Raw genomic sequence first — 20027 nt, 5'->3', positions numbered from 1 at the left:
GCAGTCCTTCTATGCCAATGCTTCGGCAGCATATGGACCGGGAGCCGCAGTCAGCCCGCGGAGCTTTTCGACGAGCGCCCGACAATCGGCGCGGTCGTAGCTCCAGGTGCGCGGATTGCGGGCGAGAACACGCGCCCTCAATGTCCCGAACCGATGCTGCTCCATCGTGCCGACGGCGACTTCGAGCGCCTCGGGCGTGGCTTCTGGCAAAAGAACCCCTATGCCTTGCCGGTCGAGGAACCTGCCGGTTTCGGTGGCTCCCATCGAAATCGGCACGGCTCCGAAGCGGCAGCCCTCATAGAGCCGGTTGGGCAGCAGCCATTCGGAGTTCAGGCCCTGCTCAAAAAAGTCGATGGCCCAGGAAAAGTGGACCTCGCGGTAGATCGCCGCCATATCCTCGGGATTGCGGTAGGGCCCGCCAAACGAGAGCCAGGGTTCCGATTCGACGAAACCGTGGAAATCGGGAAATTCGGACAGCGCCGGGCGGCCCCTGAGGACGATTTCAAAGCGGCCGTCGAGGCGGCGCGAAAATTCGGCCAGAAGCTCCAGGGAACGGCGGCAGCGGAGCGCCCCGAACCAGCCGATCCGCCAAGGCGGCGCTACGGGGTTCTCCGGCGCCGCGCGGTCATCCAGCGAGGCCGCGGCTGGCTCGAAATACTTGTTTTCGAGCAGTTCGACTGGGGCGGCAATCTGCCCGAACGGCTTGAAATAGTTGGCGATGAAGGCCGGAGAGCTGGTCACCAGAAGCTTCACATCCCTAGCCAGGAAGCGTTCTGCGCCGCGCATCGCCCATCCCAGCGGATCGTCGCGAAGCAGCAGGCGATGGATATCCAGGCACTCGTAGACGATCGGCACCGTTGCCTGGAAAGCCGATCTGGCGCGGCGGGCAAGCGCCAGCATTTCCAGATTGCGCGCGACAATGAGGTCGGGCCGTGGCATTGAGCCCAGCTTCGAGCCGGTCGAGACAACTGCCTTCATGATCGCGGCCAGACGTTGGGCGAATCGGCCATCACGAGTCGGGCCGAGATCGATCGGCTGCAAGCCCTCGACATCAGCAACTGCGCTTGCCGTACGACGAAAGCCCGCCAGCGTAACCTGGGCGCCGCCTGCCTTGAGCATTATGATCCGCCGGCGCACTGCCGGGTCGGAGACGTCGTGTACCAAGTACAAGACATGCAGCATGAAAACTCGACCGCTGTTGGCCCGCCCGCGACAATGCTAGTACAGCTCTTGCTGCATCGCAACATTTTTGGTTGCAGCGTAGCAAAGATCCCCGTTTTTTGTTGCACTGCAAAATCGATGGGTTAATCTCGCTCTGCTTGGGCCACATGGACCGCGCGTTGGCCTGCCATCGGGCTGCGCGCCAATAATCACGACGCGAGGACCATCCTTGGCGTGCAGCATTTTCGGCCAACCCGCCTGCAATCCGCCCCTTCGCACCCGTCGATGGAAGCACGGGACTACTCACGAAATGAGGTCATTCCATGAAGATCGCGGTTGAAAACACCGTCTGCCTGAATACCGGGGATGCAGCGATTCTCCTGGCGATCCGCCATGTTTTCAAGACGATCGTGCAAGACGATATCCAGTTCTATGTCTTCGACAGCCAGCCGGAGGTGGCGGCGAGGCTCTACACGAAGAAAGAGTATCCTGATCTCGAATTCCACAAGCTGCTGTCGGAATCGCTGTTCCGCTACAAATACGGCAGCGGGCTGAAGAACCTGTTCAAGCCGATCTACAATCGGCTCATCCTCAATGCCCTGCGGCGGTTCGGCATCCGCGGCGTTCTCGGGCGTTTGTTCAACTCAAGCAATCGCCGTGGTCTCGAGATCTACAAAGACGCCGACCTCGTGGTCACGACAGGCGGAACCTATCTTGTCGAGACTTACAATCTGGAACGGCGACTCAATCAATTCCGGATCGACGCGATTCTGGGGAAGGACCCCGTCTTCTTCACGCAATCGCTCGGCCCGTTCAACAAAAGTTACAATCGCCAGGAGTTGAGCCCAATCTTCGATCGGAGCCCGCTCATCCTGCTGCGCGACGAACGTTCGCGAGGTCACATTGTGGACATGGTGAAAGACCCCGGCAAATGCCACGTCGTGGCCGACGCCGTCTTTGCCTTGGCCGACACCGACAGGATCGGAAAAATTCTGGCCTCCGGCCAGTCGGCGACCGTCACCGGCCGCGTCGCCATTTCCGTCCGTCACTGGAACTATGTCAGCGACGGCGAGGGCGGCATGCGCCGCTACATCGACTCGATCCGCGCGATCGCGACCATCCTGGTCAGGGACCACGCCAAGGAGGTCACCTTCGTCTCCACCTGCCAGGGCGTGCCGGAATACGCCCATGACGATTCCAAGACGGCGCGGGCTATCGTTGCCGAACTCGATCCGGAGATCGCCAAGCATGTCAGCGTGGACGCTTCGTTCCACACGCCGGAGCAACTGATGGCACTGGTGAAAGGCTTCGACTTCGTTGTCGCAACGCGCATGCACATGATGATCATGTCGCTCTGCGTCGGCACGCCGGTGCTGCCGATCGCGTATGAATTCAAGACCAAGGAACTTGCCAAGCGGATCGGCGTCGCCGACCTGCTGCTCGACATCGACACGGTGACGCCCGAGGAAGCGAGCGAGAAGCTCGGCAGACTTACCGCCAATCTCGACCTCTATCGCAGGACGAGCCTTCAGGCAGTGCTTGAGGAGCATGCGTCGGCGATGTCGGCAGGTGAGCTTTTGAGGCCGGTGATTGCCGGCCTAGCGGGCGTTGCGCATGGCGCTGGAAAGCGTGGTGAACAGGGCGCTGCGCGACTGGCGAAGGGCGAGCATGAGGACCAGGCCGATCGAATAATTGAGGGCACCCGCCAGGACCACCGCGAGCAGGTCTGACTGGCTGGTCAGCGATGCCGGCAACTCCCGGTACACGGACCAGGCAAGCAGCGATGACGCGATGAAAAGCCCCTGCATGACCAGGAAGTCGGCTGCGGTCACCGGGCCGACCCGGTGGACAAGAACGGCAAGCACCGGGACGCGCAGCACATAGCCGCTGATCGCGTAGGCCGCCGCGACACCGACGGCGCCCCAGTGCAGGCCGATGACGAAGGCGGCGACCGTCGTCAGCGACGAGTAGATGCCCCAGTGGAACATGGTCTTGGTCTTGCCCTGGCAGATGAAGATCCAGCCGGTGGTGCTCGAGACGGACTGGATCAGGCTGGCGATGCCCAGCCAGGCGAAGATCGGCGCCACCGCTGTCCAGCGCTCGCCGAAGAGAAGCCCGACGACCTGGTCCGACGTCAGCGTCAGCGCCGCGATGCCGGGCATAGTGATGGCCGCCAGCATCCAATTGGTTCGCACATAGATGTCGCGAAACCGCGCCTTGTCCTCATGGATGCGGCTCAGCAGCGGCACCATCACGCGTGTCAGCGGCTGGTTGATGTTCTGCAGCGGAAACAGCAGGAGCTTGTAGGCGCGGTCATAATAGCCGAGCTCGATCGCGCCCGAATATTTTCCGATCAGGATGTTGTCGAGATTGCGCGAGAAGAAGTTGGCCAGATTGAAGCCGGTCAGATTGGCGCCGAAAGACAATATGTCGGTATCGACCTTCAGGTCCGGCCGCGACGGCGTCCAGCGCGCCACCTGCCATGCCGCGGCCAGCGCGACAACAGCCGATACCGCAGGGCCGATGACCAGCGACCAGTAGCCCAGCCCCGCATAGGCGGCGATTGCGGTAGTCGCAAGTCCGGCAGCAGCGGTTATCACGTCGTTCAGCGCGAGTTGGCCAAAGCGCAAGTGACGGTTCATCAGCGCCAGCGGCACCGCGGCGAGGCTGCCAAGCAGCAGCGGGAAGGCAGAGCCGATGGTGATCCCGACCATGCGTTGATCGCCATAGAAGGCAGCGATGGCGGGCGCCAGGCATGCAACCACCACGGCACTGCCCATCCCCACCAGCGCGCTGATCCAGAATACCTGGTTGAGCTGCTCGGTGCTGATGTCCTTGCGCTGGACCACGGCCTGCTGCAGGCCAAGGTTTTGAAGCAGCCCGACAAAGGCCACGATCGGCCCGACGGAAGCCACCAGGCCGAAATCCTCGGGCACGAGCAGACGGGCAAGCACGATGACCGAGAGAAACTGGATCGCCATCTTGAAGCCTTGCGCGCCGATCGTCACCATGCCGCCGCGCAGGGCGACGCGACCGAACTGGGGGGGCGGGTTGGCGTTCATGCCGGCTGCCTGGCTTCGGCCAGTTGAGCAACGATCTGCGCAAAACGTTCGTTGAGTACGTCCGCGTTGAAATCCTGCTCGATCTTGCGGCGCGCCGCATATGCGATGCGCTCGCATTTGTCCGGGTTCTCTGCCACCCAGACAAGCTTGCGGGCCAACGCCGCAACGTCTCGCTCCGGTGCGAGGAAGCCTGTCTCCTGATCCTCGATCAGTTCGGGGATGCCCGAGTGATAGGTGCTGACGACGATCAGCCCGGCGGCCATAGCTTCCATCAGCGCCACCGGAATACCCTCGAGATCGCCATCTCGCGCGGCTACGCTAGGCAGCAGGAATACGTGGGCATTGCGCAGGCGCTGCTTGACCTCGGCATGCGGACGCGGCCCGAGGAAAGTCACCCGGTCGGCAATGCCGAGATTTGCGGCGAGCTTCTTCAACTTTTCCAGCAATTCGCCGCCGCCAATCACCGAATAGACCCAGTCGCGCCGCGGCAGGCTGGCGAGCGCCCGAAGGGCGAATTCGATGCCCTTCTTTTCGGTCAGCCGGCAGACCGAGATGAAGGACAGCGTGTCCCGGTCCCAGGAACGCCAATGGTAGCCGATCTCACCGGGCCGCACGCCCATATGGTGAACCATGACTTGCGCCGGGGGTGCGCCGACGCCGATCAGGGCATCGCGGAAAAACGCGTTCACCGGGAGCTGGAGAACGCCCTTGTCGAAGACAACCTTGTAGCGCGTGAGCGTGTTGTCATGCAGCGGTTCGCCGACATCGCGGCCGTGGAATATGGTCACCAGCGGAGCGGAAATCCGGCCTCGTTTCATGGCGCGGGCGACGCGCATGCCGTTATTGCCGAAATGCGCGACGATCACATCGGCGTTCTGCAACTTGCGCGCAAAAGCGATGTCGACAGCGGTCGAGAGCTTATCCCAGAACCTGCCCGACCATCTCCTGAGCGTCGGCCGAAAGCGCCCCAGCCCGCCCCACCAGCAGACGACCTTGCCAGGGAGAGCCTGCCAGCGGCGATCGTCGATGTTGCTGTCCTTGCCGAAGGACGTCTCGTTGCAGACGACGCCGACTTGCATGCCGCGCTCGAGGCACCCTTCTATCTGGTCGAGGACGAAGGTCTCCGACAAAGAGGGGAACTTATCAACTACGAAGCAAATCTTCATCGAATGGACGATCTTTCGAGGCCGGTCGGCGATCTGCTCGCGCGGATGAGGGATGACGCCCGTCGCCGCCGTGCGAGGCGCCTCAAGCGTCCGGTGTTGTGCGTGTCGTTGTCCCAAAGCAGCTCCCACCCTGGTCAGGCGCGAGAGCCGGCTTTTAGGCGACATGAATGGCGTTGGACGAAATACATCAGGCGGCACGCTCCAGCGCGCCTTGCCTGGCGCGGTCGAGAACGCCGAGAAAAGTCGCGAACTGGCTGTCGGGGTTCATTTGCGGCCGCTCCGAAAACAGCTGCGCCGCCGCCGACAGACGGTCGTACTCGGCCTTGTCGCTCCATAGTCGCCTGACCGCGGCGACCCAGTCGTCGAGCGGTGCGTCATAGTCGAGCACCACGCCGCCGGCGCCAATCGCTTCCGGCAGGCCGCCGCGACGGGACCCGACGACTGGAATGCCGCTGCAATGGGCCTCGGATGCCACCCGCCCCCAGGCCTCTTCCCATTTGCTGGGCGCCAGCAGGATCTTGGTGCGGCCATAGACGGTCTTCATGTCGCTGGTGCGGCTTTCCAGCCTGACGTTGCGCAGCGGGGCGATGATCTGTTCGATCTGCGCCCGATGGTCGTCGTCGAGCTTCCAGCTTTCGACGAACAGGAACGGAATTTCGGGGCATTGGCCGGCGATGCGCACGGCGAGTTCGAACCCTTTTTCGTTGTAAGGATTGATCAGCGTGACGAATTCACCGGTGGTCGGCGTGCTGTAGAGCCCGGGATTGATGGTCGGCGGGATCACGGTCGAGTCGATGCCGAACCTTTCCTTATAGGTGCGCGCAGTGAATTCGGAATTGGCGATATAAAGCGCCGAATGCAATTCGCGCAGGTCGCCGGCCAATTCGTGGAATTCGACGTTCCGCAGATAGACCACCAGCGGTATTCCGAGCGCCTGCAGCGCCTTTCCGATCGGCACCGATTTGTGGCACTGCACGACGGCGACATCGGGATCGAGCCGTTCGACCGCGAAGCGCGCCGCCTCCCAGGGAAACCATGCCCGCACGACCGGATAGCCGGGATAGCTGTCGATGACCGCTCGCTGGCGAAGCAGCTTCATCTTGGCGCGCGCCTTCAAGCCGAACATGCCGTCACCGAACAGCGCCGCCAGAACCGAGGCGTCATGACCGTGCTCGCGCAGCTGCTCGACCAGATGATGCGTGCTCGACTGAACGCCACCGCTGAACTGCGGCGTGTAGCCGTTACCGCCCGCAAACAGAACTTTCATGGACCTGGCTCCTTGCTGGACCGCCCTAGCGTCACGCCGCCATTCTGCCGATGCTGTGGTATTCGATGCCGTGGCGGGCGATGACCTTGGGGTCGTAGAGATTGCGTCCGTCGAAGATAACGGGCGTGGTCAGCGCGTTCTTCAGCGCATCGAAAGACGGCGCGCTGAAGCTTTTCCACTCGGTCACGATCAAGAGCGCATCGGCGCCTCGCAGCGCGGCCTCCTTGGTGCCGCACAGTTGCAGGTCATCGCGGAGCCCGTAGATCGCCTGGCATTCCTGCATCGCCTCGGGATCGTAGGCCTGGACATTGGCACCGGCGGCCCAGAGCGCTTCCATCAGCGTGCGGGCCGGGGCCTCGCGCATGTCGTCGGTATTGGGTTTGAAGGCCAAGCCCCACAGCGCAAATGTCTTGCCTTTGAGATTGCCCTTGAAATAGCGGTCCACCTTCTCGAACAGGACCGACTTCTGCTGGTTGTTGCGCTCCTCGACGGCACGCAGCAGCTTGGCGTCGAACTTGACGGCCTCGGCGGTCTTGATCAGGGCACGCACATCCTTCGGGAAACACGAGCCGCCATAGCCGAGGCCCGGATAGATGAAGTGGTAGCCGATCCGCGGGTCGCTGCCGATGCCCTTGCGGACTTCCTCGATGTCGGCGCCCAGTTGCTCGGCCAGGTTGGCCATTTCATTCATGAAGCTGATCTTGGTCGCCAGCATGCAATTGGCCGCGTATTTGGTGAACTCGGCACTGCGCACATCCATGACGATCATCTTTTCGTGGTTGCGGTTGAACGGCGCGTAGAGCTCGCGCATCACCGCCTCGGTGTCCTCGTTGCTGGTGCCGACGATGATCCGGTCGGGCTTCATACAGTCGCTCACAGCGGACCCTTCCTTGAGGAATTCCGGATTGGAGGCGACGTCGAAAGCCAGATCCTCGCGCCCGCGCGCCTTCAGCGTTGCGGCGATCCTGGCCTTTATCCTTTCGCAGGTGCCGACGGGCACGGTCGACTTGCCGACGACGATCTTGGGCTCGTCCATCTCACGACCGATGGCCTCGGCGACGGCCAGCACATATTTGAGGTCGGCCGAACCATCCTCGCCCGGCGGCGTGCCGACGGCGATCATCTGGATCTGGCCATGCTTGATCGCCGCGGCGGCGTCGGTGGTGAACTTGATGCGGCCGGCGGCATGGTTCTCCTTGACCATGTTTTCGAGCCCAGGCTCGAAGATCGGGACATGACCCTGGTTGAGCCGCTCGACCTTTTTTGCATCGATGTCGACGCAGACCACCTGATGGCCGACTTCGGCAAGCACCGCCGCCTGTACAAGACCGACATAGCCGATTCCAAAGACAGTCAAATTCATTCGGTTTCATCCCTGTTCAAGGCTTCGGGCCTCTTCGAGCTTCGGTTTTCCGACCACCTTCGGCCCGGCCGGTTCAGATGCGCTTCTAGTTTGTCTTGCATGCCAGCGATTCGGGGAATTGGCAGGGCTGGCCAAGTGCAGTGAATGCAACACGATCCACCTGCATGGTGAGCTTGCGGCCCGGATCCGAGAACGGCCCCATCCAGCCCTTCATCGTATCGCTGCCCCACAGGCTGAAATAGATCCTTTGCGAATGGGTGGGCAGCTTCGCCGGATCGGTGATCTCGTGGACAAGCTTGCCGTTGACGTACCAGCGCAGCCGGTCCCTTTCCCAGACGAATGCGTAGTCGTTGAAGGCCTTGTCGGTGCCGCCGGCGACGTCGACCAGTTTCTCGTTCTTGCCTTTGCCGGCTATGTAGGCGTTAACCTGGACCTTGGACGTGTCCTTGGTCAGCACCTCGAAGTCGATTTCATCATGCGGCTGCTTGTCGGCATCGCCGACGAAGCTGAAGAATGCCGCGTTGACGCCAGAGCCCGTGTCGGTCTTCATCCGCGCCTCGTAGGTGCCGTAGCCGAAGCGCTGCTTGGTCTGGATCTCGGCGCAGGCGAATTCGCGATCCTTCAGCTTGCGCTTCTCGAAACCGAGCGTCAGCATGCCGTCGGAAAGCCCGATCAGGCTTTTGGACCAGGTGCAGTTCTGATGCTTGCCGTTCGTCCAGCCGTCGGAAATGTACCAGCGTGCGCGACTGAGGCTGGTGAAATCATCGACAAAGGACGGCGCGGTTGGGAGATCCTGCGCGCCGGCGGGCACCAGGCCCGCAACCAGACTGCCGAGAACGACCAGCAGAAACGCGCCGTCTGAACGGAGCCGCCGCAGCTTGCCTGGGATCGGGCGCGTGAACGGGGTGCCTCCGGTTGCCGGGGCGGGCGTGCTTTTAAGACCTGCGTTCATATCAAACTCACCTTGTGCTGTGCGCCCCCAAAGCGATCGTTCGAACCGTGACGAAACAACCTGATCTTGACCTCTGTCGCTCCCAAGCTCCGTGTTGTGCCTAAAACCATTGCGCCGACCCGGGTGTTCGCTCAGCCTGTGCCGGAATCGGCGGGCTTCACAAAATCGGTCCTTATGTCGGGACCGTTCTGCCGCTTCTCTTCGAAGATTTCATCCAGCGAATGACGGAGATCCTTCATCTTCTGCATCTGGCGCGACAGCGCTGCGATGCGCCGCTCGCAATTCAGGATTGACCTGGTCAGTTCGCCGACTTCGGAAGACCTGCGAGAGGAGACCGTTCCGTTCTCCATCGCCTCAACCAGAAAGGCGGCATTGGTAGCCGTTGTCCTGTAGCGGTTCTCAAGGCCGCTCTTCTCCGCCTCGACTTCGGCCGAGATCTGGTCCAGCAGCTTTGCCAACCGATCAAGGCGCGAGGTGTCGGTCTGCGTGTCGCGCGCCGGATCTCTCGACCGGAAGCGAAAGATCGAGGCCATGCAGTCAGCGCCCCATCATCGTCGAGCTGGTGAAGGGCCTTAGTGCCCGTCCACATTCAAAAGACATTTCTTGCATCGTCCAGCTCCTCCGACAGGGTATGTCTCGGGCCAGTTCGGTTGGCCGTCCAAAATTGCTGCACCGCAACATAGATTGCCATTCCCTGCGCGCATAGGCAACCACCTAGATCGTAAACTCATGAATCTCGTTGAAATGGTGCGAGCCGACCGAAGGGTAAGGGAGTGGCTACCGCCATCGCACGTTGACGGGCCTAGCTTTCGTTGGCCGTGCTGGTTCCGGCCATGAGGAAGCGCAGCGGCGGCACATGCTGACGCTTCGCAGCGAGACCAGCGCGGCGAAACAGCGCATCCAGCTTGTCGGAGGCAACGCCGCGGACGACGGCTGTGAGGTTGGACGAGCCGGCCAAGGCGTAGGCCGCGGCCGGCGCCAGCCCGCGCTCAGCCTTCACGTCTAAAAACTTCCGCAACCGGTATTTGTCGCGGATGTGCCGCTCGTGCCTTCTCAGCGCAGCCTTCGATGCCTCCGGCAAACTGTCGATCGCAAGCAGCGCCAGGTCGGCATCGGCCAGATGCTTCAGGTCCTGGGTCTTGTGCCGTCCGCTCAGCGAATCGGCGCGCACGATCGCGCCGTAGCCACAGGATTTGATGACCTTGAAGCGCGCGCCAAGGGCAACCGCGCGCGCATAGAGTTCATAGTCTTCACCCAGGCGCAGCTTCTCGTCGTAGCGCAGCCCATGCCGATCGAGGAAGGCGCGGCTGATCACGGGTTTGAGGAACCCCAGTTCCCCTCGTTGCACACGGCGCCTGGAGATGTTGGCGTCGATGAAACCCTCGAAATCGAGGAATTCCGGCTCGGGCGAGAACGGTGGAGCCACGATTTTCGAAACGTCGGTTGCCGCGTCATCCCTGACAAGCATGATGTTGTCTGCGGCGAAATCCCAATCGGTGCTGGCGAACAGTCTGTGAAACCTGCCTTCGAAAAAGAAATCATCAGCGTCCAGAATGCTGATGAACGGCGACCTGGAACCGGCAATCGCGGCGTTGCGTGCAAAGGATGGGCCGCGATTGGCGTCGAAGCGGATGACGGAAAGACGGCCCGTGCCGTCGCCGGCCGCGTGGGCGACTTTCGCGGTATCGTCGGTGGACGCGTCGTCGACGACGACAACCTCCGCAACCTCAGGCTCGCGTAATGCCGATGCAATGGCAGCCGGGATTGTCCGCGCCGCATTGCGGGCGGCGATGATCACGCAGACCTGGAATGATGTCATAGACATGCCTCTCGGTTGCAGAAGCCGTTGCGGATTTCCTCGCCCCGTCCGCTCAATGCCCCACCGCCCATCCTGAAATGCATCGGCCCAAACGCCTATGCTGCAAGTGCGAAGCAAGCATCGCCAAAATCATCGGCGCCGTCCAGTTTTTCATTTTGCTGGGTGTCATGGCCCGGTTGGGTAGGCGGCGAGCCTCAATCGGGATGGCTCCAGAAATGCGCCGCTTGGCAGAGCCGTTCCTACACGCTCCATCAGAGCGCTCAACTGGCAGAAACCAGTTGCTGATCCTCGCCGACCGGACGGCGGCGGGGCGGAGCGAGCGCGTCGAGGCCCGCAGTGTCAAGGAATTGAAAGAACAGGAATGCCGACTGCCGGTGTCGTTGAGGTGAGCAATTCGTCAGGGGACCGGCGAGCTTAACCACAGGTCACATGGACATCGCAGACCGCGGCCAGGCCCGAAATCAGTGAAGGCCTCTCCTGGCGCTGAGTTTCTCGGCTTCGGCCGCTTCGTTCGAACTCAGCTTTCGTTCAGCGTCGCGGATTTTGTCGGCCGGGGTCGGGGCATTTCTGGCAACCATGGCAAAGACCAGCAGAAAATAACCCAGTTGGATGACTATAGCGCAGCCGATGACACGAAACAGCGTCGTACCGAGCGAGGCGCCGCCTAAATAGGACCAGACGATCACGATCGCCAGCGCAAAACACATTCCGATAATGACCTTTGGCAGTGACATACCCGATAGCCCATCAACCGGCTCGGGAAAAAATGTCGACAAGCCCACCCCGAGCACCTCCCTTAAACTCTGCGAGCTTATTTAGGTTGCCCGCTTCTGGCCGGTTGCTTCCGGCCTAGCCCAATCTGTCCATAGTCCGACAGAAACAATTTGCAACTCTATTGAGCCGCGCAATAGGCGGCAAGGGCAGCTGCGCAATAAATTTTAAACGAATCCTCGGGATCGACTCTGCCATGGTGCAACGCACACGTCGGCATCACCACTGATTGCCGGATATCGACTCGCTCCAGTAAGATTTATAATATTGAATAGTATTTTAGCATAACATCAGTCATTATCTTGAAATTCTAAATGACGGCAAAGCTCCACAGGAGGGTATAAAGAGCGATTCGCCTAAAATCAGCCCCAAAATTGGACTAGTTTTTCCAAAATTGCCCATAATCTGTCTCTTTTGCGACATAAAGGCGAAATTTTGTGCAGGACGAGTTTATTATTTAGTCAGTTCATGACGCGACTATTACAGCCGTCTGGGAAATTGTGTGTTGCGCTGCAACATTTTTTTGGTATCGTGCGGTAAACCATCCGTTCAACGTATGGAGTTTACGCATGAGGGACGTAGCCAAGCCGGCCGATGCGGATTTTTCGCAGGCCGGCGTCGATTTTCCGCCACCGATTGGCGGCCTGCTCAAACGCAGCTTCGATATTGTCGGTTCGCTGATCGGCCTGGTCGCTCTCAGCCCGCTGTTCGTGATGATAGCGCTGCTTGTCAGGTTTTCCGATGGCGGGCCGATTTTCTATGGTCACAGCCGGATCGGCCGCGGAGGACGGATTTTTCCGTGCCTCAAGTTCCGCACCATGGTTCCAGACGGCGAGCGGGTGCTTGCTGCCTATCTCGCCGCGAATCCGGAGGCCAACGCCGAATGGATAGCGACCCGCAAGTTGAAGAACGACCCGCGGATCACGCGCGTCGGAGCGGTGCTGAGGAAGCTCAGCCTCGATGAGTTGCCGCAGATCATCAACATCCTGCAGGGGGATATGAGCCTGGTCGGGCCTCGTCCCGTGGTGCGCGATGAGCTGGAGATTTATGGCAATTCGGCCGTCTATTATCTTAAATCGCGCCCCGGCCTGACAGGGCTGTGGCAGGTCAGCGGACGCAACGATGTTTCGTATGACAGCCGCGTCGCATTCGACAGGCACTATGTCGAGAACTGGTCGATGTTCGAAGACATCCGCATCATCATCAAGACCGTACCCGCGGTCTGGATGTCGCGAGGCTGCTACTGACGGCCGCTTGCTGGCCGTGCATCGAGGAGCGACTGTCCAGAATTCGGGCCTGGAACTCAGGCCCCTAACTCAGGCATCGGCAGCTCATCGGGCGGGGCAAACCAGATCGGAAACGCTCAGTTGAAAGCAGATATAATCGATATTTTTTGCACCGGTATTCTCTCCAGACGCATGCGGCGAGTACGGCTTTTGACGACTTGCCTTACAATGGCGACCGGCCTGACGCTGTCGCTCGCCTTGCCACAGTTTGCCTTCGCCGACGACTATCGCCTAGGAGCACAGGACAAGCTGACCATTCGCGTGGCGGAATGGCAGACCGTCGAAGGCACGTTCCGTGACTGGTCGGCCATCAATGGAGAATACACGGTCGGGCCCGCTGGAACCTTGTCGGTTCCCTTCGTCGGCGAGATGCCCGCATCCGGCAAGACGACTTCGGAGATCGCCGCATCGCTCGGCGAGGCGCTGCAGCGCAAGCTCGCTCTGGCCGACAAGCCGGAGGCTTCCGTCGAAATGGCACAGTACCGGCCATTCTACATCTCCGGCGAGGTGCAATCGCCCGGCCAGTATCCTTGTGTGCCTGGGTTGTCCGTGCTGAAAGCGATGAGCATTGCCGGCGGAGCCCGGCGGAACCCGGAGAGCGGGCAGCGCTACGACCGCGACCTGATCAATGCGAAGGGCAATTTCGACGTATTACAAGACCAATTGGTCAGGCTGACCGTCAAGCGCGCCCGCATCGAAGCGGAACTGGCGGACAAGCCGGCATTCGCGGTGCCGAAAGAGGTGGCCGACGATCCGAAGCTGCCCAGCATCGTTGCCGATGAGACGGCGATCCTGGCGGCCGACCAGAAGAAACTCAAGCTGCGCTTGCAGGCGCTCGACGATTTGAAGGCGCTGCTGCAGAGCGAGATCGATTCGCTGCAGAAAAAGATCGTCAACCAGCAGAAGCAGGTTGATCTGGCGAAGGAGCAGCTCAACGGCATCGGCTCGCTGGCGCAAAAGGGCCTGGTCGTCAACACGCGGGTTTTGAACTCGCAGCAAACCATCGCCGATCTCGAGGGCCAGATCCTGGATTACGAAACGGCGATTCTCACGGCCAAGCAGTCGATCAGCAAGGCCACCCAGGACGCCATCGATCTCGAGAATACCCAGAACTCCAGCCTCGCGACCGACCGGCAACAGACGGAAGCCGATCTCAACGAGGTGACGCTGAAGCTGAATATGGAAAAGGCCTTGATGTCCGAAGCCTTGTCGGGCAGCCCCATGCCGCAATTCTACGGCAACAACGAACCAGCGGCCTTATCATTTTCCCTGGTGCGGGTGGTCGACGGCAAGACCAGCGAAATCACCGCCGATGAAGACACGCCGGTGCTGCCAGGGGACGTGATCAAGGTCAAACCGGCGCCCCTGGCCATCCAGTAGCTTCTTTCCACCGGAGCAAAGCACCAACCCCGCAGGCAGCGGTCTGCGGGGTTTTTGCGTTTGGGATCTTATGGATCAGAAAACAAGCCGGCCTTCGGGCAACGAACCGCCTGGATCCGCCCGCTCTAGCCTCGCACGGCGTCCGGTTCCTCTAGATGGTTCACGGCGCTCCACCGGGAAGGAGCGACGGCCGGCACCCTCACCAGCTTGAAGTAGCTGTAGTACAGCAGGAACGATCCCATGATGTAGGGATTGAGGGTCTCGACCTCGACGAAGGATCGGATGAACAGAAGCACCATGACGCCGGCAAGAATCACGGACTCGGCTTGCCATGTCCTGAATATCAGCGCCGAGACATGACCCCAGAGCGTGCGCAGGATGATCAGCGAAAGCAGTGTCGCGCCGACGAAGCCGAGTTCCACCAAGGTCTCGATGTAGGTGTTGTGGAAGTGGAAGCCGCTTCGCGCGGCGATATAGAATTCGTTCCACAGCCGCTCGGCCTCGGAGAAGCCCTGCACCCAATAAGCCGCGTAGCCGACGCCGAGGATGGGCGATTGCTGCGCGGCATTCCAGCCCTGTTGCCAGAGGTAGGTTCGTCCGGTGAGCGTCGAATCCTTGCCGAAAAGGCCAAGGACAAAGTCCATCAGCCCGAGATTCAGCGCAATCACGGTGCAGGCGACCAGCCCGCCCGCACCGATCATGAAAATCACCCGGCGATGGCGGAGCGAAAGCAGCTTGCCGATGGAAAGCAGGGCGACCAGAGCGAGAACCGCGGGGGTAGATGCCATCGAAGTGGCGGAATGCGACACCACCAGCAGATAGCCCGATAGAAGGACAATCGGTACGATCAACAAACAGCTTATCCGGCCGCGCCTGAGAAAGGCCAGGTAGACAACGCAGAAATAGATGCCAAGCGATGCGACAAAGCCGATCTGGTTCTTGGAGCTGAACGCGCCGACGAAATTATACGTCCCATCGAGAACATCGTAGGAATAGCTCGCGACCTTGAGCGAGTAGAGCAGGACGACGAAAATCCCGATCAGGGCGCCTATGGTCAAGGTCCGGACGCTGACGGTGCGCGCGGCAATGTAGGCGCAGGCGATATGGGAGCAATATTGGACGGCCGTTCTTGCCGTGGTGCCGGGAGCCGCCGACCAGAACACCGAGAAGCAGACATAGGTTGCAAAGGCCAGCGGAAGCCAGGCGCTGGAAGCGTGCCTTAATATCTTGCGGTAGTCGACCAGGATGAGCGGTAGCCAGACCGCATAGTAGGCCAGGATCATGGCCTGGCCGAAAATGGTCGAGTAGGAAAACGCCCAGATCGAGACGGCAACGGCAAAGCTGCCGTAGACCGTGTTCTTGTCCGGATCGATCAACAGAGATTTTGGAATCTTCATCTCGATAGCGGTTTTCCGTCCTTGCAGCTCAATGCCGATTTCATGGGCCGCTCGTGGGCCGATTCGTCGGATCGATGGGAGCCTCGCCTGCAGGCGCTCGCATTGTGCAGTGCAATATAACCCATCCGGCGCCGCCTGTCACCCGGATGCCAACCGGGCGCGTCGTTCCAGCCGTTCTCTCCATACCGGGCGAGACGATTTGGCCAGAAGGCAGTGCCGTACAATTGACCGGTGCTGGCCCATCATAAGCTGTTCTGAGGTTGCAAGTCCGCGCTTGAACTTGTCCGCCGTTGACTTCACATTCGCCGCCAATTGGGAGGAAGACCACATGCCGATGAGTTTCGCGGGACGATTTGCCGGACGATCTGCTGTTATCGCCGGCGGCGCCTCAGGCATCGGCCTGGCCGTCGCGCAAAGGATCACTGACGAAGGCGGGCGTGTTTCGGTATGGGATCGCGATGCCGCCCAGATCGAGCAGGCCAAGGCCATTGTTCCAGGCCTGCACAGCGTGACCCTCGATGTTGCCGACCCCCTAGCCGTAGAAGCCGCCGCCGGAGAGACGATCGAAGCGCTTGGCGCAGTCGACGTCCTTGTCACCAGTGCTGCCATCACCGGACCGAACATGACGACCTGGGAGTATTCCGTAGAGGATTGGCGCCGGGTCATCGACATCAACATCAATGGCGTCTTCTTCTGCAACAAGGCGCTGGTCTCGCATATGCTCGAACGCAATTACGGCAGGATCGTCAACATCGCCTCGATTGCCGGCAAGGAAGGTAACCCGAACGCCTCGGCCTACAGCACCTCCAAGGCGGCGGTGATCGGCATGACCAAGTCGCTCGGCAAGGAACTGGCCAAGACCAAGGTGACGGTGAACTGCGTCACGCCGGCGGCCGTGCGCACCGCGATCTTCCAGCAGATGAGCCAGCAGCACATCGACTTCATGCTGTCCAAAATACCGATGGCGCGGTTCGGCGAGGTCGAGGAGGTGGCGGCGCTGATTTGCTGGATCGCGTCCGAGGAATGCTCGTTCACGACGGCTGCCGTCTTCGACGTCTCCGGCGGCCGGGCGACCTACTGAGGCAGGCCGGACGCAAACCGCCCGACCGGATCGCGGCGCCTTAGTCGTGAAGCTCTCGCGAGATCGGCGGGCCGATCGAAAAATCGCTGAATGTTACCTCGAAGCCCTCGCGCTGCGGCGAACAGCACATCATGCCGACATCGACCGTTTTCGACGGGGGGAAATAGGCAAGCCGCACCGGTTTCCAGTGCTTGTCGGATGCGTCGCGATACTGGACGCGGATCGTCTCGGCATGGCGAGTCAGGCGGATCCTGACCCCGTCCGGATCGCCCGGAATGCTGGCCAGCGACCAGTCGGAGGCATCGTTGGTGACGACGACGGAAAAATACATCAGCCCGTCGGTGTATTCGATGCCGGCCTTGATCCAGTGCGTCTCGCTCAGGCGGACCATAAGCCCGGCCTGATCGTAAAGCACCTCATAGTGCCCCTTGACCGTGACTTCGGCGCTGAAATCGCCCTCGACCTCACGATAGAGGAAATGGCCATTGTCGCGCCAGAAGCCGTAGAACGTCTCGCGCCAGAAGTCGGTCTCCTCGCCGGTCCGAACATGCACCGTATTGTTGCCGAAGGCGTGGTGCGGCGGCGGATTGAGCCAGGTCAGGTCCGTATTCTCAGATGCCATCGACTTGCTCGCTGCCTGGCTGGTCTGCCGCCTTTTCTTAGCCGGCAAACGTGTAAGCGGTCTTCACCGTGGTGTAGAACTCTGCGGCATAGCGGCCCTGCTCGCGCGGGCCGTAGCTCGATCCCTTGCGCCCGCCGAAAGGCACGTGGAAGTCGACGCCCGCCGTCGGCAGATTGACCATGACCATGCCGGCTTCCGAATTGCGCTTGAAGTGCGTGGCATGCTTGAGGCTCGAGGTGCAGATGCCGGAGGTCAGGCCGAACGGCGTGTCGTTGGCCACCGCCAGCGCCTCGTCATAATCCTTGACGCGGATGACGTTGGCGACCGGTCCGAAAATCTCCTCGCGCGAGATGCGCATGGCGTTGGTGGTTTCGGTGAACAGCGCCGGCTGCAAATAGAAGCCGCGGGTTTCACGATCGAGCCGCTCGCCGCCGAAGGCGAGATCGGCACCTTCCTGACGTCCGATGGCGATATAGTCCTCGTCCTGTTTCAACTGGCTCTGGTCGACAACCGGCCCGATCTGGGTCTTGGCATCGAGAGCGTCGCCGACGACCAACTTGGCCATGCGGTCCTTGAGCGCCTCGACGAAGCGGTCGTGAATGCCGTCCGTCACCACCAGCCGGGACGACGCCGTGCAGCGCTGGCCGGTCGAGAAGTAGGCACCGTTGATGGCGCAGTCGACAGCGACGGCAAGGTCGGCATCGTCGAGCACGACAAGCGGGTTCTTGCCGCCCATTTCGAGCTGAAACTTGCGCATGTGCTCGACGCTGGCGGCGGCGACGCGCTTGCCGGTGCCGACCGATCCGGTGAAGGTGATCGCGTTGAGGTCAGGACTGTCGAGCATGGCCTGGCCGACCACCGAACCTTTGCCCATCACCAGGTTGAGCACACCCTTGGGCAGCCCGGCGCGGTGCAGGATGTCGACAATAGTCCAGGCGCTCTCCGGAACGAGTTCCGCCGGCTTGAAGACGATGGTGTTGCCGTAGGCCAGCGCCGGAGCGATTTTCCAAGCCGGAATGGCGATCGGAAAATTCCACGGCGTGATGATGCCGACGACGCCGACCGCTTCACGGGTGATCTCGACGCCGACGCCGGGCCGCACGCTCGGCACCAGCTCGCCCGACAGGCGCAGCGTCTCGCCGGCGAAGAAGTCGAATATCTGGGCGGCGCGGACAGTCTCGCCGATGCCCTCGACCAGCGTCTTGCCTTCCTCGCGCGCCAACGCCCGGCCGATTTCATCTTTCCGCGCGGTGATCTCGTCCGACGCCTTCCTCAGCACCGCATGGCGGGCCAGCAGGCCCGATCGGGACCACGCCGGAAATGCCGCCTTCGCCGCCGCGATGGCCTGCCGGGCGTGCTCGGCGCCTCCCGATGCATATTCGCCGACCACGTCGTCGAGATTGGACGGGTTGATGTTACGGGAGCCGGCATCGCCTACCCACTCTCCATCGATGAGGTTCTTTCGAAACGGGATCATGTCGCTGTCTTCCTTGTCGTCCTTCGATCGCCGTCTATCTGGACCACCGACCGCCGCACCGCAAGGCCGAAGCCAGGCAAACTTCTCCTCCTCGACAGGCATGTGATAGGTGTCGGGGCGGGAAAGACGATTCCAGTGTGGTGCGACGCGGATCGCACGGGAGGAAAGCATCGTGTCCAACAGCGCCTTGCCGCTGGTGATCAGCGCACCCGAACCGCGCACGCTCGACCTGATCTTCACGCCGGCTGCGCTGGCGAAACTTCGATCGAAATACCGCATCGTCGAAATATCGCCCGAAGCGGTGGCGGCGCTGCCGGCCGATATCCTTGCCGAGGCGCGCTATATCGTCGGCCAGCCACCTATCACGCCGGAGACGCTGGAAAGAATGAAGGCGCTGCGCTGCATCTTCAATGTCGAGAGCAACCTCATCAACAACATGCCCTACGAGACGCTGTTTTCGCGCGGCATCCATGTCGTCACCACCGGGCTGGTGTTTGCCGAACCGGTGGCCGAGCTCGGCCTTGCCATGGCGCTCAACCTCGCCCGCGGCATCGTCGACGCCGATCTCGCCTTTCGTCAGGGCAAGGAGCTGTGGGGCGGCGACGGCAACCGGACGGCACGGCTTCTTTCCGGCGCGGATGTCGGCATTATCGGCTTCGGCGATCTTGGCCGTGCGCTCAACCGGCTGCTGTCAGGCTTTCGCACGCGGACAAAAGTCTTCGACCCGTGGCTGCCGCCGTCGATCCTGATCGAAAACGGCGTCGAGCCCGCCTCTCTCGACGACGTTCTGTCGAACAGCGATTTCGTCTTCGTCGTCGCTTCCGTGACTAGCGAAAACCAGGGCTTCCTCGGCGCCGAGGCGTTTGCCAGGATGCGCAAGGGAGCCGCTTTCATCCTGCTCAGCCGAGCCGGCGTGGTCGATTTCCCGGCGCTGATGGATATCGTCCGCAGCGGCCATATCGTCGCCGCCAGCGATGTTTTTCCTGAGGAGCCGCTTGGCCAGGATCACCCGGTCCGCACATTGCCGGGGTTCCTGCGCTCCGCCCACCGGGCCGGTGCGCTCGACATCGCTTTCAAGCGGATGGGCGACATGGTGCTGGAAGACATGGACCTGGTCGACCGCGGCCTGCCGCCGATGCGTTCGAAGCGGGCCGAGCGTGAGACCGTTTCGCGAATGCGTTCGAAGCCGGTCGACAAGAATTAGGCCGTCTGCCCGACGGGTC

General features: G+C 61.3%; 16 protein-coding genes and 1 pseudogene. 5 read left to right on the top strand and 12 right to left on the bottom strand.

Annotation, left to right across the window (positions count from 1 at the left end; all coding sequences use genetic code 11):
- Positions 1–9: 9 nt before the first annotated feature.
- Positions 10–1182 (bottom strand): glycosyltransferase family protein, encoded by a 1173-nt coding sequence (locus NKH49_RS02980; RefSeq protein ID WP_352540408.1) that lies wholly within the window; start codon positions 1180–1182, stop codon positions 10–12.
- Positions 1183–1484: 302 nt separating this feature from the next.
- Between NKH49_RS02980 and NKH49_RS02975 the strand changes: the two are divergent.
- Positions 1485–2537, top strand: a pseudogene (locus tag NKH49_RS02975) (polysaccharide pyruvyl transferase family protein); the annotation flags it as partial.
- 222 nt (positions 2538–2759) lie between these two features.
- Here NKH49_RS02975 and NKH49_RS02970 read toward each other — a convergent pair.
- The 8 genes from NKH49_RS02970 to NKH49_RS02935 all read right to left on the bottom strand — a co-directional run bounded on the left by NKH49_RS02970 (position 2760) and on the right by NKH49_RS02935 (position 11572).
- Complete coding sequence (locus NKH49_RS02970; RefSeq protein WP_352925159.1) at positions 2760–4223, bottom strand: lipopolysaccharide biosynthesis protein; 1464 nt, start codon at positions 4221–4223, stop codon at positions 2760–2762.
- Positions 4220–5506 (bottom strand): glycosyltransferase, encoded by a 1287-nt coding sequence (locus NKH49_RS02965; RefSeq protein WP_352925157.1) that lies wholly within the window; start codon positions 5504–5506, stop codon positions 4220–4222. The genes NKH49_RS02970 and NKH49_RS02965 overlap by 4 nt, the downstream gene beginning before the upstream one ends.
- Positions 5507–5576: 70 nt before the next feature.
- On the bottom strand, positions 5577–6656 hold the full coding sequence (locus tag NKH49_RS02960; protein ID WP_352469924.1) for a glycosyltransferase: 1080 nt from the start codon (positions 6654–6656) through the stop codon (positions 5577–5579).
- A gap of 31 nt (positions 6657–6687) precedes the next feature.
- Positions 6688–8019 (bottom strand): UDP-glucose dehydrogenase family protein, encoded by a 1332-nt coding sequence (locus NKH49_RS02955; RefSeq protein ID WP_352448451.1) that lies wholly within the window; start codon positions 8017–8019, stop codon positions 6688–6690.
- 85 nt (positions 8020–8104) lie between these two features.
- Complete coding sequence (gene exoK, locus NKH49_RS02950) at positions 8105–8971, bottom strand: endo-1,3-1,4-beta-glycanase ExoK (RefSeq protein ID WP_352872242.1); 867 nt, start codon at positions 8969–8971, stop codon at positions 8105–8107.
- Between the two features lie 131 nt (positions 8972–9102).
- Positions 9103–9504 (bottom strand): hypothetical protein, encoded by a 402-nt coding sequence (locus tag NKH49_RS02945; protein ID WP_352469921.1) that lies wholly within the window; start codon positions 9502–9504, stop codon positions 9103–9105.
- 269 nt (positions 9505–9773) lie between these two features.
- Entirely contained in the window at positions 9774–10796 is a 1023-nt protein-coding gene (locus tag NKH49_RS02940; protein WP_352469920.1) for a glycosyltransferase family 2 protein, read from the bottom strand.
- Between the two features lie 455 nt (positions 10797–11251).
- Positions 11252–11572: an exopolysaccharide production repressor protein gene (locus NKH49_RS02935; protein WP_352925155.1), complete on the bottom strand. Its 321-nt coding sequence runs from the start codon at positions 11570–11572 to the stop codon at positions 11252–11254.
- A 558-nt stretch (positions 11573–12130) separates the two neighbouring features.
- Between NKH49_RS02935 and NKH49_RS02930 the strand changes: the two genes are divergently transcribed.
- Together NKH49_RS02930 and NKH49_RS02925 are read left to right on the top strand one after the other, a co-directional pair.
- Complete coding sequence (locus tag NKH49_RS02930) at positions 12131–12808, top strand: sugar transferase (RefSeq protein ID WP_023676307.1); 678 nt, start codon at positions 12131–12133, stop codon at positions 12806–12808.
- Between the two features lie 207 nt (positions 12809–13015).
- The gene (locus NKH49_RS02925; RefSeq protein WP_352540403.1) at positions 13016–14227 is read left to right on the top strand and encodes a polysaccharide biosynthesis/export family protein; all 1212 of its coding nucleotides are present in this window, start codon (positions 13016–13018) and stop codon (positions 14225–14227) included.
- Positions 14228–14352: 125 nt separating this feature from the next.
- On the opposite strand, the gene NKH49_RS02920 is transcribed toward NKH49_RS02925, so the two are convergent.
- Positions 14353–15624: an O-antigen ligase family protein gene (locus NKH49_RS02920; protein ID WP_352454701.1), complete on the bottom strand. Its 1272-nt coding sequence runs from the start codon at positions 15622–15624 to the stop codon at positions 14353–14355.
- A 328-nt stretch (positions 15625–15952) separates the two neighbouring features.
- Between NKH49_RS02920 and NKH49_RS02915 the strand changes: the two genes are divergently transcribed.
- Complete coding sequence (locus NKH49_RS02915) at positions 15953–16705, top strand: SDR family NAD(P)-dependent oxidoreductase (RefSeq protein ID WP_352925153.1); 753 nt, start codon at positions 15953–15955, stop codon at positions 16703–16705.
- 40 nt (positions 16706–16745) lie between these two features.
- Here the strand turns inward: NKH49_RS02915 and NKH49_RS02910 are convergent, their stop codons facing one another.
- Both NKH49_RS02910 and NKH49_RS02905 read right to left on the bottom strand, forming a co-directional pair.
- Positions 16746–17327 (bottom strand): DUF1349 domain-containing protein, encoded by a 582-nt coding sequence (locus NKH49_RS02910; protein ID WP_352925151.1) that lies wholly within the window; start codon positions 17325–17327, stop codon positions 16746–16748.
- A gap of 37 nt (positions 17328–17364) precedes the next feature.
- Positions 17365–18801 carry an aldehyde dehydrogenase family protein gene (locus NKH49_RS02905; RefSeq protein WP_352454833.1) on the bottom strand — a complete coding sequence of 479 codons (1437 nt, stop codon included), beginning with the start codon at positions 18799–18801 and terminating at the stop codon, positions 17365–17367.
- Between the two features lie 175 nt (positions 18802–18976).
- Between NKH49_RS02905 and NKH49_RS02900 the strand changes: the two genes are divergently transcribed.
- Positions 18977–20008, top strand: coding sequence for a hydroxyacid dehydrogenase (locus NKH49_RS02900; RefSeq protein ID WP_352925149.1), 1032 nt, complete (start codon positions 18977–18979; stop codon positions 20006–20008).
- Positions 20009–20027 lie beyond the last annotated feature (19 nt).

Origin of the sequence: Mesorhizobium sp. M1088, assembly GCF_040318575.1 — a bacterium.
GTDB lineage: Bacteria > Pseudomonadota > Alphaproteobacteria > Rhizobiales > Rhizobiaceae > Mesorhizobium.
This window is presented reverse-complemented; position numbering and strand designations above follow the sequence as displayed.

Coding starts and splice junctions, on each gene's coding strand:
- NKH49_RS02970 (WP_352925159.1), bottom strand. CDS start 4,223: ATGAACGCCAACCCGCCCCCCCAGTTCGGTCGCGTCGCCCTGCGCGGC.
- NKH49_RS02910 (WP_352925151.1), bottom strand. CDS start 17,327: ATGGCATCTGAGAATACGGACCTGACCTGGCTCAATCCGCCGCCGCAC.
- NKH49_RS02915 (WP_352925153.1), top strand. CDS start 15,953: ATGCCGATGAGTTTCGCGGGACGATTTGCCGGACGATCTGCTGTTATC.
- NKH49_RS02940 (WP_352469920.1), bottom strand. CDS start 10,796: ATGTCTATGACATCATTCCAGGTCTGCGTGATCATCGCCGCCCGCAAT.
- NKH49_RS02925 (WP_352540403.1), top strand. CDS start 13,016: ATGGCGACCGGCCTGACGCTGTCGCTCGCCTTGCCACAGTTTGCCTTC.
- NKH49_RS02930 (WP_023676307.1), top strand. CDS start 12,131: ATGAGGGACGTAGCCAAGCCGGCCGATGCGGATTTTTCGCAGGCCGGC.
- exoK (WP_352872242.1), bottom strand. CDS start 8,971: ATGAACGCAGGTCTTAAAAGCACGCCCGCCCCGGCAACCGGAGGCACC.
- NKH49_RS02920 (WP_352454701.1), bottom strand. CDS start 15,624: ATGAAGATTCCAAAATCTCTGTTGATCGATCCGGACAAGAACACGGTC.
- NKH49_RS02945 (WP_352469921.1), bottom strand. CDS start 9,504: ATGGCCTCGATCTTTCGCTTCCGGTCGAGAGATCCGGCGCGCGACACG.
- NKH49_RS02955 (WP_352448451.1), bottom strand. CDS start 8,019: ATGAATTTGACTGTCTTTGGAATCGGCTATGTCGGTCTTGTACAGGCG.
- NKH49_RS02980 (WP_352540408.1), bottom strand. CDS start 1,182: ATGCTGCATGTCTTGTACTTGGTACACGACGTCTCCGACCCGGCAGTG.
- NKH49_RS02960 (WP_352469924.1), bottom strand. CDS start 6,656: ATGAAAGTTCTGTTTGCGGGCGGTAACGGCTACACGCCGCAGTTCAGC.